Annotated in this window: 13 protein-coding genes; 7 read left to right on the top strand and 6 right to left on the bottom strand. The window is 47.4% G+C overall.

Going from position 1 to position 18,564, the window contains the following annotated elements; all coding sequences use genetic code 11:
* Positions 1-61: 61 nt before the first annotated feature.
* The 4 genes from aroA to gyrA are packed head-to-tail and all read right to left on the bottom strand — an operon-like array spanning position 62 to position 6,304.
* Entirely contained in the window at positions 62-1,342 is a 1,281-nt protein-coding gene (gene aroA / locus K6Y21_RS13845; RefSeq protein ID WP_233072433.1) for a 3-phosphoshikimate 1-carboxyvinyltransferase, read from the bottom strand.
* Positions 1,343-1,353: 11 nt separating this feature from the next.
* Positions 1,354-2,457 carry a histidinol-phosphate transaminase gene (gene hisC, locus K6Y21_RS13840; RefSeq protein WP_233072432.1) on the bottom strand — a complete coding sequence of 368 codons (1,104 nt, stop codon included), beginning with the start codon at positions 2,455-2,457 and terminating at the stop codon, positions 1,354-1,356.
* Positions 2,458-2,459: 2 nt separating this feature from the next.
* Complete coding sequence (gene serC / locus K6Y21_RS13835; protein WP_233072431.1) at positions 2,460-3,554, bottom strand: 3-phosphoserine/phosphohydroxythreonine transaminase; 1,095 nt, start codon at positions 3,552-3,554, stop codon at positions 2,460-2,462.
* Positions 3,555-3,613: 59 nt separating this feature from the next.
* Positions 3,614-6,304, bottom strand: a complete 2,691-nt coding sequence (gene gyrA / locus K6Y21_RS13830) for a DNA topoisomerase (ATP-hydrolyzing) subunit A (RefSeq protein ID WP_233072430.1) — start codon at positions 6,302-6,304, stop codon at positions 3,614-3,616.
* 194 nt (positions 6,305-6,498) lie between these two features.
* Between gyrA and ubiG the strand changes: the two genes are divergently transcribed.
* From ubiG to K6Y21_RS13800, 6 genes are all read left to right on the top strand, one after another.
* Complete coding sequence (ubiG, locus tag K6Y21_RS13825) at positions 6,499-7,197, top strand: bifunctional 2-polyprenyl-6-hydroxyphenol methylase/3-demethylubiquinol 3-O-methyltransferase UbiG (RefSeq protein WP_233072429.1); 699 nt, start codon at positions 6,499-6,501, stop codon at positions 7,195-7,197.
* Positions 7,198-7,684: 487 nt separating this feature from the next.
* Positions 7,685-9,961 carry a class 1a ribonucleoside-diphosphate reductase subunit alpha gene (nrdA, locus tag K6Y21_RS13820; protein WP_233072428.1) on the top strand — a complete coding sequence of 759 codons (2,277 nt, stop codon included), beginning with the start codon at positions 7,685-7,687 and terminating at the stop codon, positions 9,959-9,961.
* Positions 9,962-10,016: 55 nt separating this feature from the next.
* Positions 10,017-11,153, top strand: coding sequence for a class Ia ribonucleoside-diphosphate reductase subunit beta (nrdB, locus tag K6Y21_RS13815; protein ID WP_233072427.1), 1,137 nt, complete (start codon positions 10,017-10,019; stop codon positions 11,151-11,153).
* Positions 11,153-11,431, top strand: coding sequence for a class I ribonucleotide reductase maintenance protein YfaE (yfaE, locus tag K6Y21_RS13810; protein ID WP_233072426.1), 279 nt, complete (start codon positions 11,153-11,155; stop codon positions 11,429-11,431). The genes nrdB and yfaE overlap by 1 nt, the downstream gene beginning before the upstream one ends.
* 65 nt (positions 11,432-11,496) lie before the next feature.
* A complete protein-coding gene (gene pdxH / locus K6Y21_RS13805) occupies positions 11,497-12,150 on the top strand; it encodes a pyridoxamine 5'-phosphate oxidase (RefSeq protein ID WP_233072425.1) in 654 nt (217 codons plus the stop codon).
* 51 nt (positions 12,151-12,201) lie between these two features.
* Positions 12,202-12,591 carry a septal ring lytic transglycosylase RlpA family protein gene (locus tag K6Y21_RS13800; protein WP_233072424.1) on the top strand — a complete coding sequence of 130 codons (390 nt, stop codon included), beginning with the start codon at positions 12,202-12,204 and terminating at the stop codon, positions 12,589-12,591.
* 67 nt (positions 12,592-12,658) lie between these two features.
* On the opposite strand, the gene K6Y21_RS13795 is transcribed toward K6Y21_RS13800, so the two are convergent.
* Positions 12,659-14,047, bottom strand: coding sequence for a cobyric acid synthase (locus tag K6Y21_RS13795; protein WP_233072423.1), 1,389 nt, complete (start codon positions 14,045-14,047; stop codon positions 12,659-12,661).
* A 168-nt stretch (positions 14,048-14,215) separates the two neighbouring features.
* Here K6Y21_RS13795 and K6Y21_RS13790 point away from each other — a divergent pair, with 168 nt between their 5' ends.
* A complete protein-coding gene (locus tag K6Y21_RS13790) occupies positions 14,216-15,712 on the top strand; it encodes a hypothetical protein (RefSeq protein ID WP_233072422.1) in 1,497 nt (498 codons plus the stop codon).
* A 122-nt stretch (positions 15,713-15,834) separates the two neighbouring features.
* On the opposite strand, the gene K6Y21_RS13785 is transcribed toward K6Y21_RS13790, so the two are convergent.
* On the bottom strand, positions 15,835-18,546 hold the full coding sequence (locus K6Y21_RS13785; RefSeq protein ID WP_233072421.1) for a bifunctional acetate--CoA ligase family protein/GNAT family N-acetyltransferase: 2,712 nt from the start codon (positions 18,544-18,546) through the stop codon (positions 15,835-15,837).
* Positions 18,547-18,564 lie beyond the last annotated feature (18 nt).

Here is an 18,564-nt window from a genome sequence, read left to right as displayed (position 1 = left end):
CTAAGTGCTCAAAATTACTTAATTTTTGGTACAAAAAAAGGAGCCACTTGGCTCCTTATTGTTACTGACTGACTTGTTTCAGCTTATCGAAATAGTCAGGGAAGGTTTTTGAGGTACACCCCGGGTCATTAATGGTGACCGGCGTGTCACTTAACGCCACCAGTGAAAAACACATGGCAATACGGTGATCATCATAAGTATCAATCGCCGCATGGGTTAACTGAGCAGGAGGCGTTACTTCAATAAAATCATGTCCTTCTACCACTTCGGCGCCTACTTTACGCAGCTCAGTTGCCATTGCAGCTAAACGGTCGGTTTCTTTCACGCGCCAGTTATACACATTGCGAATGGCGGTAGTGCCTTTAGCAAATAAAGCAGTGGTTGCAATCGTCATGGCCGCATCAGGTATGTGGTTCATGTCGAGATCAACGGCCTTAAGCTCGCCCACCGATGATTTAATGTAATCATCGCCCCATTCGATGTCAGCGCCCATGGCTTCAAGCACATCGGCAAACTGCACATCACCTTGCACCGACTTTTTACCTATGCCAGTCACCTTGATCGTGCCGCCTTTAATGGCCGCCGCGGCTAAAAAGTAAGAAGCCGATGACGCATCACCTTCTACTAGGAAGGTCCCCGGTGCGGTGTAAACTTGATTTCCCTTGATCACAAAGCGCTGATAATCTTGGTTTTCAACTTCAACGCCAAATTGCGCCATGATATGCAGCGTAATTTCAATGTAAGGCTTAGAAACTAACTCACCGACAATTTCAATTTCGGTATCAGCGTTGGCGTATGGCGCAGCCATTAAAAACGCCGTTAAAAACTGACTAGAAACCGAGCCGTCAATTTGGATCTTGCCACCGTTTAGTCCAGTGCCTTTAATGCGCAGCGGCGGGTAATCGGTATTTTTCAGGTATTCAATATCGGCGCCCGCTTGGCGCAACGCATCCACTAAGCTACCAATGGGACGCTCTTCCATTCGCGGCTCACCTGTTAATCGGTATTCGCCTTGGCCTAAACAAAGGGCGGCGCACAATGGGCGCATTGCCGTCCCCGCATTACCCAGAAACAGTTCCATTTCACCTTGAGTATTAAAGGCACGCCCTAGTCCTTCAACCACACAAGTCGTTTTGTCTGCAGACAACTCGTAACTCACGCCGAGCTTTTTCAATGCGTTCAACATATGACGAATATCGTCACTGTCGAGCAGGTTGGTTAACGTCGTGGAGCCCTTAGCGAGGGCGGCCAGTAATAAAGCGCGGTTTGATACGCTTTTAGAGCCTGGAAGGTTTATTTCTCCATCAACTTTAGCGATGGGATTCAGAGTTAAAGATTCCATTGATATCCTACTTATTGGCCTAGCTCGAGCACTTGGATCAGCGCCGCTTTAAAGGTTTGATTTTCTTGTTCTGTGCCGATGCTGACACGTAAATGATTCGGCATACCATAGCCGCCGATTGGGCGTACGATAACGCCTAACTGTAACAAGGCTTGATAAACCGGCATGGCATCGCGGCCAGTATCAAAAGTAATAAAGTTACCTTTTGACGCTATGTATGGCAAATCATATTGAGTAAAGAACTGCTCAAAATCCGCCATGCCTTGATTATTTAACGCCACGCTTTTGGCTAAGTAATCGCTGTCATTTAGCGCCGCGCAAGCAGCCGCTAGGGCCAAGCTGTTACAGTTAAATGGCTGGCGAACACGGTTAAGTAAATCGGCAATCACGTCATTAGAAATGGCATAGCCGACTCGCAATGCGGCAAGACCATAGGCCTTAGAAAAGGTGCGGGTGATCACCAAATTAGGGTATTGCTTGATCCAAGCCACACTGTCGGCTTGTTCATCGGCGTATTCATAATAGGCTTCATCCAACACCACGATCACTTGCTCTGGTACTTTAGCTAAAAAGTCCAAAATGGCTTGTGACGACAAACAGGTCCCCGTTGGGTTGTTTGGATTAGCGATAAAAATCATCTTGGTATCAACCGTGATAGCCGCCGCCATGGCGTCTAAGTCATGGCCCCAGTCTTTGGCTGGAACCGCGACCGCTTTAGCGCCAATGGATTGCGTCACTAGCGGATAAACCACAAACGCATATTGCGAAAAAATCACTTCGTGGTGTGGACTAACAAAGGTACGCGCTAAAATTTCAAGTACATCGTTTGAGCCATTACCTAAGGTAATTTGATTGGCATTGACGTTGTATTTTTCCGCTAAAGCCTGTTTTAGATTAAAGCCATTGGCATCGGGATAACGGGTTAATTCAGCAAATTGCGCTGACATGCTCGCGGTCACGACTGGACTTGGGCCTAGCGGGTTTTCGTTAGAGGCCAGTTTAACGATATTATTAATGCCTAACTCACGCTCGAGCTCTTCCACTGGCTTACCCGCTTGATATGGGTGCAGCCCTTGCACACCCGTATTGGCTAAGGAAATATAATCACAGCTCATTGTTAGCCCTTCCCATGTTGCTTTGCAAACTTGTCCATAAAGGCAACTAAGGCCTCAACGCCGGCTTTTGGCATGGCGTTATAGATACTGGCGCGCATGCCACCAACAATGCGGTGACCTTTTAACGTCAATAGCCCCTGCGCTGCAGACTCCGCCAAAAAGGCATCGTTTAACGATTCATCCACTAATTGGAATGGCACGTTCATCCAGCTGCGGTATTGCGGGTCGACCTGGTTTTGATAAAAGTCAGAATTGTCGATGTAATCGTAAAGTAGCTGAGCTTTGGTTTCGTTATGCTCGGCCATGGCCGTTAAGCCACCTTGTTGTTTTAACCATTCAAACACCAAACCAGCTAGGTACCAACTGTAAGTCGGCGGGGTATTGAACATGGAATCGGACTCAGCAAGCACCTTGTAATCTAAGATAGAAGGAATGGCTTGGCGCGCTTTGCCGATGAGATCATCTCGCACAATAACCAAAGCTAACCCCGATGGGCCAATGTTCTTTTGCGCACCCGCGTAGACCACGCCAAATTGACTGATGTCGATAGGACGAGACAAAATAGTCGAACTCATGTCCGCGACCAAAGGCACGTCACCCGTATCAGGAACCGTGCTGATCTCTAGCCCTTCAATGGTTTCATTAGGACAGTAATGAACATAAGCCGCGTTAGGGTTAAGTGGCCATTGGCTGCTATCGCGCAATGATGCTTGACCGGCAGCATTGGTTTCACGGATATCAATTTCGTTGATTTTACCGTGCTTTTTCGCCTCTGCTGCGGCCGACTGAGCCCACTGACCTGTGATGATGTAATCGGCTTCTAGCTGCTCACCAAACAAATTAAGAGGCACGGCTGCAAACTGGCCACGGCCACCGCCTTGGCAAAATAGTACTTTATAATTATCTGGAATATTGAGTAAATCCCGAAGATCTTGCTCTGCTTTATCGGCCAGTGCAATATAGTCTTTACTGCGGTGACTGACCTCCATCACCGATACATTTAAATCATTCCAATTACGAAATTCTGCTTGCGCCCGCTCCATAACAGCCGTTGGCAACATGGCGGGACCCGCACAAAAATTATAAACCTGAGTCATTCTCTTGTTCCGAAAAATAAAACGAGCGGCATAAGCCGCTCATTTTTCATTGTTGTTAATTATGCTTGTTCAGATGGTTCATCATCCGGTGGAAGCTGCTGCTCAGCGCCACCTTCTGCAGAGGCTTGCTCTATTTCTAACTCATCCTGCTCGACTTCTTCAATCCGCTGTAAGGCAACCACGTGCTCGCCTTCACTGGTGCGAATTAAGGTCACGCCTTGGGTATTACGTCCCACAACCGACACTTCATCAACGCGAGTACGAACTAAGGTACCTTTATCAGAAATCAGCATAATGTCTTCTGATGCTTCAACCTGAACTGCACCGACTACCTTACCGTTACGTTCACTCACCTTAATGGAAACCACACCTTGGGTCGCGCGACCTTTAGTTGGGTATTCAGACTGAGGTGTACGTTTACCGTAACCGTTTTCGGTGACGGTCAGAATATCGCCAGACTGATTAGGTACGATTAATGAAACCACTTTTTGGCCGTCGCCCAGTTTGATACCACGCACACCGGTAGCGGTACGGCCCATAGGACGAACACCGCGGAATTTAATTTCCGGCTGACCGTTCTCATCCAATACTGGATTGCCGTTCTCATCGATCACTGGGGTTTCTTCAGATTCTTTGAAACGTACCACTTTACCCGCATCGGAGAACAGCATGATTTCGCTGTCACCATGGGTGATATCAACACCAATCAGTTCATCGTCATCTCGCAAGTTAATCGCAATCAAACCTGAGCTACGCGGCTTGCTGTAAGCACTTAAGGCTGTTTTCTTCACCGTACCTGATGCCGTTGCCATGATAATAAACTTATCGTCTTGGTATTCACGCACCGGCAAGATAGCGGTGATACGTTCGTTTTCGTCTAACGGTAAAATGTTAACAATAGGTCGACCACGTGCAGCACGCGACGCCAATGGCAATTGATACACTTTCAGCCAGTACAACTTACCACGGCTAGAGAAACACAAGATGGTGTCATGGGTGTTGGCCACCAGCAAACGTTCGATGAAATCTTCATCTTTCATCTTAGTCGCCGCTTTACCTTTACCCCCACGTCGCTGCGCTTCATAGTCCGTTAATGGTTGGTATTTAACGTAACCTTCGCGTGACAGGGTCACCACAACATCTTCTTCGGGGATCAAGTCTTCCATGTCGATATCACCGCTCATGGCGGTAATTTCGGTGCGGCGCTCATCACCAAACTGATCTCGCACTAATTCCAACTCTTCACGGATCACTTCAACCAAACGCTCAGGGCTGTTTAGAATGTGCAATAACTCGTCGATAAGCTCGAGCAGGGCCTTGTATTCATCAAGGATCTTCTCGTGCTCTAGGCCCGTTAGCTTGTGTAAACGTAAATCTAGGATGGCTTGCGCTTGTTGCTCGGTAAGGAAGTAACCGTCATCGCGAATACCGTATTGCTCTTCTAACCAATCTGGGCGCGCGGCATCAACGCCCGCACTTTCTAGCATCGCCGCCACATTACCCAGCTCCCAACCACGCGCTTGCAACGCTATTTTCGCTTGTGCTGGGGTAGAAGATTCACGGATCAACTCAATCACAGGATCAATGTTGGCCAGTGCAATGGCTAAACCTTCTAAGATGTGAGCGCGATCGCGCGCTTTGCGCAATTCAAATACGGTGCGACGTGTCACCACTTCGCGGCGATGGCGAATAAAGCTTTCTAATGTTTCTTTTAAGGTAAAGATTTTCGGCTGGCCATTTTCCAATGCCACCATGTTAATACCAAAAGAAACTTGCATTTGAGTTTGTGCGTAGAGGTTGTTCAGCACCACTTCAGCCACATCACCGCGTTTAATTTCAATACAAACACGAATAATACGGGTTGATTCATCGCGGATGGCGCTAATGCCTTCGATTTTCTTTTCTTTGACCAGCTCGGCGATCTTTTCAATCAGCTTGGCCTTGTTTACCTGATAAGGTAACTCTTGCACTATGATGGTTTCGCGACCGGTTTTAGCATCGGTCTCAATTTCAGCACGGGCACGAATGCGTAATTTACCGCGGCCTGTGGTGTAAGCATCAACGATGCCTTTGCGCCCTGCGATGATGCCATGGGTTGGGAAATCTGGGCCTGGGATATAATCCATTAACTCGGCAACCGTCAACTCACTGTTGTCAATCAAGGCTAAACAGCCATTGATCACTTCAGTTAAGTTATGAGGCGGAATATTGGTTGCCATACCTACCGCAATACCCGATGAACCGTTGACTAACAGGTTGGGGATCTTAGTCGGTAGTACCGCTGGAATTTGCTCTGTACCATCGTAGTTAGGCACAAAATCCACGGTTTCTTTATCTAAATCGGCCAGTAACTCATGGGAAATTTTATCCATGCGAATTTCGGTATAACGCATCGCCGCAGCGGAGTCGCCGTCTACCGAACCAAAGTTACCTTGACCATCAACGAGCATGTAGCGCAACGAGAAGTCTTGCGCCATTCGGACGATCGTATCGTAAACCGCGGTATCACCATGAGGGTGATATTTACCTATTACATCACCTACCACACGGGCAGATTTCTTATAGGGTTTGTTCCAATCATTGCCCAGTACATTCATGGCGTAGAGTACGCGGCGATGAACCGGTTTTAATCCATCGCGTACATCTGGAAGTGCACGTCCAACGATGACGCTCATGGCATAATCTAGATATGAGGTTTTTAACTCATCTTCGATATTTACCGGCGTGATATCTTTTGCAAGATCGCTCATATAAGCCTAAATCCCTAAATCTAAAATTTCGGTCTGATTTGACGAGGACGGGATTCTAGCACATTTTCATGGCAGAGACAGAGGGAGGTAGAACACATAACCTGCAACTTTTTTGAAAAAATGGCTTTTTTCCGATCTGCTCACGCTTATAATAATGTCCACACCCAAGAATGATGAAAAAAGCAGCAGAAATCATGAATGTAGATGAACAAGAAATTGCAAAGTTTGAGGCGATGGCAAGTCGTTGGTGGGATTTAGACGGCGAATTTAAACCCCTTCACTTGCTTAATCCAACCCGCCTTGATTACATCAATCGGGGCTGTCAGGGCTTATTTGGCAAAAAAGTACTCGACGTTGGCTGCGGCGGCGGCATTTTAGCCGAAAGCATGGCGCACAAAGGCGCTCAAGTCACCGGGCTCGACATGGGCACCGAGCCGTTAGAAGTGGCACGACTGCATGCCTTAGAGACCGGCGCTCAGCTTGATTACATTCAAACCACAGTCGAGCAACATGCTAAGGAACACCCTCACCGCTATGACGTGGTGACCTGCATGGAGATGCTAGAGCACGTACCTGACCCCGCTTCGGTGATTCGCGCTTGTAAAGCCTTAGTTAAACCCGACGGTGTGGTCTTTTTCTCAACCATCAATCGCACCGCCAAATCTTACCTCATGATGATTATTGGCGCTGAGTATCTATTGCGCTGGGTCCCTAAAGGCACGCACGAACATCATAAATTCATTCGCCCTTCTGAATTGCTCAGCTACACCGATGCAGCAGGGTTACAATGCCAAGATTTAACGGGGGTACATTACAACCCCCTCAGTCAAAGCTTCTATTTAGGGCCAAATGTTGACGTCAACTACATGCTGATGACAAAACCCTTGGCTTAACCAAGCAAAACATCAAATTTTGATAATGCGCACAGATTTTGATTTTACTGATGCGAGCCAATTACCCCTAACTTTTGCATGCCCTTTCGCCAAGTCCTGTTGCCTCTTAGGTTACTCATTGGGCTTGGTTGTTGGCTTTTTAAGCAACCGGATAAAATAAATATTTTTTTCAATATTTGCTAAAAAAGGACTTGAAATTCACTTGTTCTAAACCTGCTTGGAGATCAATGGTTAGTCATTACTAACCTAAGTAATCTTTTCACACTTTATCCACAAGTTGTGATCAATTTACCCTCTTGCAAAAACCGCTTCACCTCATTATCTTGTACTAAAATAAAATACAAACACTATATATTGTGGTTGCAGCATAATTAAGACACTAGCGCTCCACATCAAACATCAACCCTAATTTGTTTAGCCTGGTTGATTTTTTTGTTTTAACCATGCTGCATTTTCGACAACTCAAATTTTCAAAAGGCGTTATGCGATGAATAAAAATCTGTTGGTCACCAAACGTGATGGTACAAAAGAAGCGATCGATCTAGACAAGATCCACCGCGTAATCACTTGGGCAGCAGAGGGATTAAATAACGTATCTGTTTCTCAGGTAGAATTAAAATCCCACATCCAATTTTATGACGGCATCAAAACCGAAGATATTCACGAAACCATTATCAAAGCCGCTGCGGATTTAATATCCCCACAAACGCCTGATTACCAATACCTTTCTGCACGTCTCGCGGTATTTCATTTACGCAAAAAGGCCTATGGACAGTTTGAGCCACCACACTTATACGACCACGTTGTCAAAATGTGTGAAATGGACAAATACGACCGCCACTTGTTAAGCGACTACAGCCAAGACGAGTTCAATCAAATGAACGACTTTGTCGACCACTGGCGTGACATGAATTTTTCGTATGCTGCGGTCAAGCAACTTGAAGGGAAATACCTAGTACAAAACCGCGTCACCGGCGATATTTTTGAAAGTGCCCAGTATTTATATGTATTGGTTGCCGCCTGCCTATTTGCCAACTATGACAAATCCATCAGAATGGACTACGTTCGCCGCTTCTACGACGCTATCTCGACCTTCAAACTGTCGTTACCTACGCCAATTATGTCGGGCGTGCGTACCCCAACGCGTCAATTTAGCTCTTGTGTTCTGATTGAAACCGGCGATAGCCTAGATTCGATTAACGCCACCGCCAGTGCCGTGGTGAAATACGTATCACAACGCGCCGGTATCGGCATTAACGCAGGCCGCATTCGCGCCCTAGGCAGTGAAATTCGCGGCGGTGAAGCCTTCCACACCGGCTGTATTCCATTTTATAAATACTTTCAAACGGCCGTTAAGTCTTGCTCGCAAGGCGGCGTACGTGGTGGTGCTGCCACCGTGTTCTACCCAATTTGGCACTTAGAAGTCGAGTCTTTACTTGTCCTTAAAAACAACCGCGGCGTTGAAGAAAACCGTGTGCGCCATTTAGATTACGGTGTACAGCTAAGTAAGCTGTTTTACACTCGCCTGATTAAGGGCGGCAACATTACTTTATTTAGTCCGTCGGACACGCCTGGGCTATACGACGCTTTCTTTGAAGATCAAGATAAGTTTGAGCAGTTGTACTTGCAGTATGAACAAGACAGCAGCATCCGTAAAAAGACGTTAAAAGCCACTGACTTATTCTCCTTGCTAATGCAAGAGCGCGCCAGCACAGGTCGCATCTACATTCAAAACGTTGACCACTGTAACACCCACAGTCCGTTTGACAGCAAGGTGGCACCGATTCGTCAAAGCAACTTATGTCTTGAGATTGCACTGCCGACCAAACCCCTTGAGCACGTTAACGACGAGAACGGGGAAATTGCCCTTTGTACCCTTTCGGCATTTAACCTAGGTGCCCTTGAGAATCTTGATGAGCTTGAAGAGCTGTCTGATTTGATCGTCCGTGCCCTCGATAGCCTACTTGATTATCAGGACTACCCCATCCCAGCTGCTCGTACCAGTAGCTTGAATCGTCGTACCTTAGGTGTAGGCGTGATTAACTACGCCTATTACCTAGCGAAAAATGGCGTGTACTACTCAAACGGCAGCGCCAACAACCTCACTCATCGCACTTTTGAGGCCATTCAGTATTACCTGCTTAAAGCTTCCAATGGTTTAGCGAAAGAAAAAGGCGCCTGCCCGGCTTTCAACGAAACCACTTACGCACAAGGTATTTTACCCATAGATACCTACAAAGCCGATCTTAACCAGATCTGCACTGAATCGTTGCATTTAGATTGGGAAGCCTTACGTGAAGAAATTAAAACCCACGGCCTACGTAACTCAACCTTGTCGGCATTAATGCCCTCTGAAACATCGAGTCAAATTTCAAATGCCACCAATGGTATTGAACCACCGCGCGGTTTTATCAGTATAAAAGCCAGCAAAGACGGTATTTTAAAGCAAGTGGTACCGGAATATGATCGCCTAAAAGATAACTACGAATTACTGTGGAACATTCCAAGTAACACCGGCTATCTGGAACTCGTTGGCCTAATGCAAAAATTTGTTGACCAAGCCATTTCTGCCAACACTAACTATGATCCGGCCAAGTTTGAAGGCGGCAAAGTACCCATGAAATTGCTACTTAAAGATTTGCTAACCGCTTATAAAATGGGCCTTAAAACCCTTTATTACCACAACACCCGTGATGGCGCAGCAGACGACCAGTCAGATCTGCAAGCCGATGATGGTTGTGAAGGCGGCGCGTGTAAGATCTAATCCACTCGGGGGGCTTAGCCTCCCTTAATATTGTTGTATTTTGAGCATAAACAGAATGAATAAGTACACTACCTTTTCAAAAGTACAAAATAACGCCCTAACCGAACCCATGTTTTTTGGTAATCCGGTTAATGTGGCACGCTACGATCAGCAAAAATTTGAAATTTTTGAAAAACTAATCGAAAAACAACTTTCATTCTTTTGGCGTCCCGAAGAAGTCGACGTCAGCCGTGACCGTGTTGATTTTCAAGACTTGCCCGAACACGAGCAGCACATTTTTATCTCCAACTTAAAGTATCAAACCCTGTTGGATTCAATTCAAGGTCGCAGCCCTAACGTGGCACTCTTGCCGTTAGTTTCACTGCCCGAGTTAGAAACCTGGATTGAAACTTGGTCATTTTCTGAGACCATTCATAGCCGCAGCTATACCCATATCATACGTAACCTGTTCACGAACCCGAGTGAAGTGTTCGATGATATCGTCAGCAACGAAGAAATCTTAAAACGTGCTGATGACATTGCGGGCTACTATGATGATTTGATCACAGCAACCCAGTTCTATCAGCTGCACGGTGAAGGTGAATATACCCACGCTGATGGCCGCGTTGAGCAAATCACCCAACGTGAAATCAAGCGTAAATTGTTCCTGTGCATGAACTCGGTTAACGCATTAGAAGCGATCCGCTTTTATGTCAGCTTTGCCTGTTCATTTGCTTTTGCCGAACGTGATTTACTCGAAGGTAACGCCAAAATAATCAAGCTAATTGCCCGCGATGAAGCCCTGCACCTAAATGCAACGCAGCACATCATTAACCTGTGGCGCGATGGCGTTGACGATCCTGAAATGGCCGAAATTGCCAAAGAGTGTGAACAAGAAGCCATCGACATCTTTATGCGCGCAGCCCAGCAAGAAAAAGAATGGGCAGAGTATCTATTTAAAGATGGCTCTATGATTGGCCTTAACAAAGACATCCTATGTCAATACGTTGAGTACATCGCTAACGTGCGCATGCAAGCCATTGGTTTTAAAGCCCCGTTTGACACTAAATCCAACCCTATCCCATGGATCAATAACTGGTTGGTGAGTGACAATGTACAAGTGGCGCCGCAAGAATCTGAAATAAGCTCTTACTTAGTGGGCCAGATCAATGCAGACCTTGACGCTGACGACTTAGAGGACTTTGAACTGTAATGGCAAAAATGGTCATCAATGGCGTGAGCTTTACCGCAGAAAGCTCGCGCACATTACTTGAAAACCTTGAACATCAAGGCATTCAAACCGAATACCAATGTCGGGATGGCCATTGCGGCGCTTGCCAATGTCAACTTAACAGTGGCTCGGTGCAATATCGCAAAGCGCCACTGGCTTATGTACGCCAAGGTCAAGTGCTCACCTGCTGCGCCATTGCCACCAGCGACGTTGATCTCACCATAGCAGAAGCCAAATTACCGCTGAAATTAACCGGTTAATCCTTGGCTTAAGCCAAGTTTAAACTTATAGTTAGCCTTATTTTGTCCCTATCTAGACCCAAACTATGTCTTTTCTGACCAAACTTAAGTGTGCCCTCACCCTAGGCCAAGGCGTGTTACTCGACATGCCCGAATTACAAGCAACCGACAACCCGTTTGAATTTTTTAAACAATGGCTAAAACAAGCCGAGGAAGCTGGGATTATTTTGCCTGAATCCATGTCGGTAGCTAGCTGTACGCCAGAGGGGCGTCCTTCTTCACGTATGGTACTGCTAAAGGAAGTCGACGAGCAGGGCTTTGTGTTTTATACCAACTATGGCAGCCGCAAGGCGCAGCAACTTGAGGCAAATCCTCATGCCGCGTTATTGTTCCATTGGAATATCTTACAACGCCAAGTGCGCATCGAAGGCCGGATTGAGCGTGTTAGCTATGAAGAGTCACTAGCTTACTTTCATTCTCGTGGTCGCGGTAGTCAAATTGGCGCTTGGGCATCTCATCAAAGTGAGGTAGCGCAAAGCCGTCAAGAATTAATGGACAAGGTAAAACACTTTGAACAAAAATTTGCCGGCCAAGAAGTGCCCTTACCTGAATTTTGGGGCGGCTATCGGGTGATCCCTGAGCGCATTGAATTTTGGCAAGGCAAAGCAGACCGCCTCCATGACAGATTTGATTACCAAAAAGACGGCGATGGCTGGAAAGTGGTCAGGTTGAATCCCTGATCGATAAGATTGGGCTAAAAGTTAGAGTTAAAGCTATACCGAGGATAAAACATGCCCCATTTAATCAAGGCTACCCTATTCGTCGCTTTTTCTTTGGCATTAAGCGCATGTAGCTCAACCCCATCAGGTAAAGAGGCAAACTGGCGCGGCTTCACTCAATCGGGACAAGCCTCTTATTATGCCGATAAGTACAACAACCGAAAAACCGCCAGCGGTGAAATCTACCACCATAAATACAGCACCGCCGCCCATCGCGAGCTGCCATTTGGTGCAAAAGTTAAGGTCACCAATGTCAAAAATGGTAAAACTGTGGTGGTGAAAATTAACGATCGCGGCCCCTTCATTCGCGGTCGGATCATAGATTTATCTAAATCCGCTTTTAGTCGTATTGGCAATACATCTGAAGGCTTACTTGATGTCACCATCCAAGTCATTGACTAGATAATGGCTAATCAATAGCTAGTCAATGCCCAGCTCAGCTAAAGAGCTGAGCTAGGGCTTTGCGGTATTACAACCAGCCATCTCGCTCAAACTGAGTCGCTAATTTTTCCAATTCCACATCGATCACCTGATGCCAGTCTTGAGTCGGTAAGTCTTGGCCTAATTGATTGACAAACCAAGCCATAAAGGCTGCATTATCAAACGCGCCATGTAAATAAATGCCAACTACGTTATCGCGTTGCCAACCTAAGTTAGGCTGTAAAAAATCGCTGACAGCGCCATGCTGTTTGGTTTGACCGTGATGGATCTCATAACCCGATATCCTTTGGCCCTGCCACTCAAAATGCACCTGTGAAGTGGCTTTGATGGCGGCTAGCTCTGTGGTCAGTGGCAGTAGGCCTAAACCGGCAAAATCCCCTGCTTCCAAATGGTTAGGATCAAGTAGCTGCTCGCCTAAGATTTGTAGGCCGCCGCAAATGCCCAGCACCAGTTTGCCCGATTTTGCAGCCATAATAATGGACTGAGCTAATCCCGTTTTCACTAAATAAGCCATGCTGGCTCCCGAGTTTTTACTGCCCGGGAGCACAACGGCATCATAGCGCGACAAGTCTTGCGGCTCGCGGATCACCGACACATTCACCCCTACTTGATGAAACAAGGGATCAAATTCATCCATGTTGGCCGCATAAGGATAAATGAGCAGGGCAATATTTAACTCGCCTTTGACATAAGTATCTTGGCCGCGAAAGGCATCTTCTTCGGGTAAACGGTGATCGTACATAGGAATATTGGCCACCGTAGGAATGCCGGTTTTAGCTTCTAACCAATCCATGGCATTACCGAGCAGCTTAGGATCGCCGCGAAATTTATTCAGCACAAAGCCTTTAATTAAACGTTGCTCTTCTTCGGCTAAACAAGCCCAAGTCCCTAATAAATGAGCAAAAGATCCGCCGCGATCGATATCAGAAATCAAGTACACATCGGCCTGCGTTTCCAGCGCCACCGCCATGTTCACTATATCGCCAGCTCGCAGATTTATTTCTGCCGGACTGCCCGCACCTTCTATCACCAGCTGTTCGTAATCGGCTTGTAAGCTGCTTAACGCACGTGTGACATGTTGCCAAAGCACTGACTTTCTGTCCATCCAAGGCATGGCAGATATGGCCTTATCGGCAACACCATTGACAATCACCTGACTAAAGGTCTCAGCACTCGGTTTGAGCAACACCGGATTCATGCGCACGTCTGGCACGGCTCTTGCCGCCAAGGCTTGCAAATATTGCGCTCGGCCAATCTCTAAGCCATCAGGTGTCACGGCAGCGTTGTTGCTCATGTTCTGCGCCTTAAACGGCGCCACTTTCATACCGCGATTCGCCAATACCCGACACGCCGCAGCAACCAGCAAGGATTTACCTGCATCACTGGTACAGCCCATCATCATCATCGGCTTTGCCATGCGCCTTCTCCCACCATAAAAAGCGCCATCATACCTAGAATTAAACGCAGGTTAAACCAAGCACTTAGGCTAAATGATGAAATCTGATTAATTAAACGCCTTGGTCACTCTGGCCAAGCTCGATAAGCCAGCTAACCTTTAAACTGTATAAAAAAACAGGTAATCAAGATGAATCTGACCAATCGAAACATGGGATCTTATCTGACTTCTGGTTTAGCGTTAGCCCTTTGCTCTGGCACGACACTCGCAGCCGACTGTCAGCAAGCCCTAGCGGGCTATTTAATGGCGCAAAACCAGGCCTATGAGAGGGGCCAGCCTTGCCTAAGTGACGGTGAGTTTGACCAATTGAACCAGCTACTCACCAGCCCCCTATCGAGCTTAGACAACCCAGTGACAGGGCCAACTATTTTGCACCACCGCAGAATGAAAAGTCTCAATAGCACCACAACAATGAGTGAGTTAGATGACTTCATCAGGCCGCTATTAGCTTCTGATCAATCCCTTATCATTCAGCCTAAAATAGATGGCATCGCCGTCGAGTTAGTTTATCGTCAAGGTAAACTCCACCATGCCAGCACCCGAGGCGACGGCGAGCGCGGCAAAGAGATCACGCAGTTAATCACCTTATCTAAACAGATCCCACTTCGCTTAACCCAGGACGTAGATGCGGTCATCTATGGTGAATTGTTTATGCCAACACAGGGGTGGAAGGCAATCAATCAAGAGTCGCAAAATAACTACAGCAGCGCACGTCAGCTCACCGCAGCCCTTGCTCAGCAGCAATCGCCCGCAAAGCACCATGGCCGCTGGCTGAACTTTTATCCTTATGGCTTAGCCAGCAATCACGTCACTAACGAAATGCAGCAACAAGCTAGCTTACGCCAATTTGGATTTACTCAAGTCATCGGATTAACCCAAGCCTTAAATCAGACACAGCAAGCGCAGCAATGGCTGACCCATTGGCAAGATAACGCGCCGCTTGATGCCGACATTGACGGGGTGGTTGTTAAGCTAAGTCGCCAAGATGCTCGCCTTGAGCAAGGGGAAAACCGCCAATATCCCCATTGGGCAATGGCGTTTAAACCCAAAGCCAAACCACTATCAGTGACCATAGCAAAGCTGAGTTTTAAGGTAGGTAGAACAGGGAGAATCACGCCGCTGCTGCATTTTGCCCCCGTGGAGCTGGGCAATAAAACCGTGTCCAAGGTATCTGGCTATTCACTGGATTATCTTGCCAAGCATCAACTCAATATTGGCAGTGAGGTAAACATAGCCATCGCAGGCAGTGCCATTGCTCAAATTGAGCAGGTTACAACACCCGCGCAAGACCAAGTGGATCACAATATCTCCTCTTACGCTTTGCCCTACATTAAGCCTGGGCTATGTCTTAAAGCAAGCTTTGGCTGTGAGCAAAGGTTTAAACTGCAATTGCGTTACACCGCAGACAAGCTCGCACTGCCGGGCAAACTCATTAATCAATTGATCAAACAAGATGCGTTAAATAGTCTAGCTCAGCTAGCGCCTGTCTATCGCGAGGTGCACCAAAAGGGGCTAAGCGAAGCTGAGTTACTCACGCATTTAACAGGCTATCCGAGCCAATTAGATCTGGCTGACAGGCACGAGCTGAGTCGGCAGTATTTACAGTTACAGCACGGCTCGTTCTAGCGTTTATGGAATTACTCACACCACTCGCTTTATTTGCCAACATTTAAGGGAGTGGTGTCTTGAAATTAGTTAGTCTTGATTTTGGCTAATAAGCAGTAAGACCTTGGTTGTTTACACTCAGGTTAATTATCCAATGACTCAGCTTGCAGCGGCAGTACCATTTCAATGAGCCCATCTTCAAGCTCTATGGTCACCTTAAACCCTAGCTTACGCGCAAGCTCTGCCATGCCTTTGTTTTGTAACATGGTAAAACCCATTAAGGTTTGTGTGCCGTTGTTTTTATAGTAGCGGATCAGTTTATCCAGTAAGAAACGGCCTAAACCTTGGCCTTGCATATCGCCTTTGACCACCATAGCAAATTCCGCTTCGGTGTTGTCGGGATCCGTTGATGCCCGCACCACACCTAAGGTCTCCCCTTCCTCGTCATGTTCATCGCAAGCAACAGCAACAAAGGCCATCTCGCGAGCGTAGTCAATCTGGGTTAACAAGGCCATTTCTTCATGGGTCATTTGTGCCCGCTCACCAAAATAGCGTTTGTATCTGTCCTCGGGTGATAGCCCCGAATCAAAGACGCGATGTTTTGGCTCATCCTCGGGCAGAATAGGCCGCACCAACACCCGAGAGCCGTTACGAATAGTGACATATTCTTCTAACTCTTTGGGATAAGGCCGGATAGCCAAACGCGCAGCCGCATCACCTTCCACCATTTGCAGTTTGACATTGACATCGAGCAAGGTGATCTTGCTGCCCGCCATTAAGACAGGATTGAAGTCGATTTCATGGATTTCGGGGCAATCTATGATCAAGTGTGCCACCTGCGTTAGCATCACACACAGGGCTTCCATATCAAAGCCTGAGGGCAAATGGCGATCACGGATTTTTTGGCTCTTAAGAGCATTAATCACCATGTAACGCGACAGCGCCATGTTTAAAGGAGGCAGTGCAACGGCAGCATCACGACTGATGTCCCACTCAGAGCCCCCTTCCCCCAATAATATGGCCGGGCCAAACACAGGATCGTTTTTAACCGCCACACGCAGCTCCTGAGCACCCGCTGTCAGCGCCATCTTTTGCACTATCATGCCGTCGATATTAGCCTGTGGAAATCTGTCCTTCACCCTTTGCTTGATGGATTGTGCCGCTTGCAGTACTTCAAGTTGAGAGTTGAGGTTGAGCATCACCCCATGAACATCGGATTTATGGTGAATATCGGGTGATTGAACTTTTAATGCCACGGGATAGCCAATGCGATTGGCGGTTTCTACCGCCTCACTGGCATCTTTGGCAAACCAAGTTGGAATCGTTTTTAACCCATAGGCTTCAAGAATGGGCTGCATTTCATGGGTTTCAAGCACTTTTTTACCATTATCAAGGGCGGCTTGTAAGCGGGTTCGCGCAATATCGGCATGGGCCGGCCAATCGGCGGGAATCGACTGCGGCGTTTCCATCAAGAGTTTTTGGTTACGTCGATATTCAACCATGTGCATGAAGGCGCCCACGGCCCCCTCCGGCGTGCGATACGTAGGCAAACCTGCTGCAGAAAACAGCCTTCTGGCTTCATAAGCCGCTTGCTCTCCCGTCCAGTTGGTTAAAATATTAAAGCGTCTTTGATTAGGATGCAGTTTTACCGCGCTGATAACGGCTTCTGCAGTCTCTTCACTATGTGCCAAGGCCGAAGGAGAATGCATCACCAGCACAGCATCGATTTCTTTAGAGTTCATTAACACATCGACGGCTCGCGCATATCGTTCTGGCGTAGCGTCACCAATGATATCCACCGGATTGGCGCGAGACCAATTGCTTGGCAACACCTTATCCAGCTCAGCCAAGGTTTGTTCATCTAATTGTGCTAATTTACCGCCACGCTCAATCAAGGCATCAACGGCCAACACACCAGGGCCTCCACCATTGGTAACAATAGCTAAACGCTCTCCTTTAAGAGGATTTGAATGGGCTAAGGTTTCTACCGCGGCAAATAGTTCATGTAAATCATTTACCCGCAACATACCGGCGCGTTTAAACGCGGCATCATATACGGCATCACTGCCCGTTACACCCCCGGTATGCAGCTCTGCTGCGCGGGCCCCTTCGTGACTGCGACCGGATTTAATCACCAAGATAGGTTTGTTGCGCGAGGCCGCGCGCGCGGCTGACATAAAATCTCGACTTTGATGAACCGAGTCGACATAAAGCATGATGGCACGGGTTTTACCATCGCGGCCTAATAGATCCAGCATTTCATCAAAATCGACATTGATGCCATCACCGAGGGAAATAAAGTGAGAAAAACCGATACCTTTGTTATTAGCCCAATCAAGCACCGTGGTACAAATAGCCGCAGATTGTGACACAAAAGCGAGTTTACCTTGCTGCGCTCCGGCATGGGCGAGGCTGGCATTAAGCCCTATGCCAGGTAAAATCAGGCCCAGGCTATTGGGGCCTAAAATACGAATACCGTACTTTTTGGCAAAGTCATTCAGCCGATGCTTGAGAGCAATACCATCTTCATTACACAACTCATCAAAGCCACCGGAAACCACCACAACGGCTTTACAGCCGTGCTGGCCTAGCTTCTCGACAATGCGCGGCACTCGCTGCGCAGCGGTACAGACGATGGCTAAGTCAGGCACTTGGGGCAGCGCTTCAATATTGGGATAAGCCAACACTCCAAGCACCGCTTTGTACTTGGGGGTGACTGGCATAATGGGACCGGAAAAACCGCCCGCCAGCAGGTTTTTCATCACCACGTTACCAGCGCGTTGCTCGCGCGTTGATGCCCCAATCACAGCAACGGATTGGGGTTTAAAAAGCAAGTTTAAGTTACGTTGGCTCATAAGCTGTATTTTCGGCTG

The organism is Motilimonas eburnea, assembly GCF_021295345.1.
GTDB classification, from domain to species: Bacteria; Pseudomonadota; Gammaproteobacteria; order Enterobacterales; family CBDFNC01; genus Motilimonas; species Motilimonas eburnea.
This window is presented reverse-complemented; position numbering and strand designations above follow the sequence as displayed.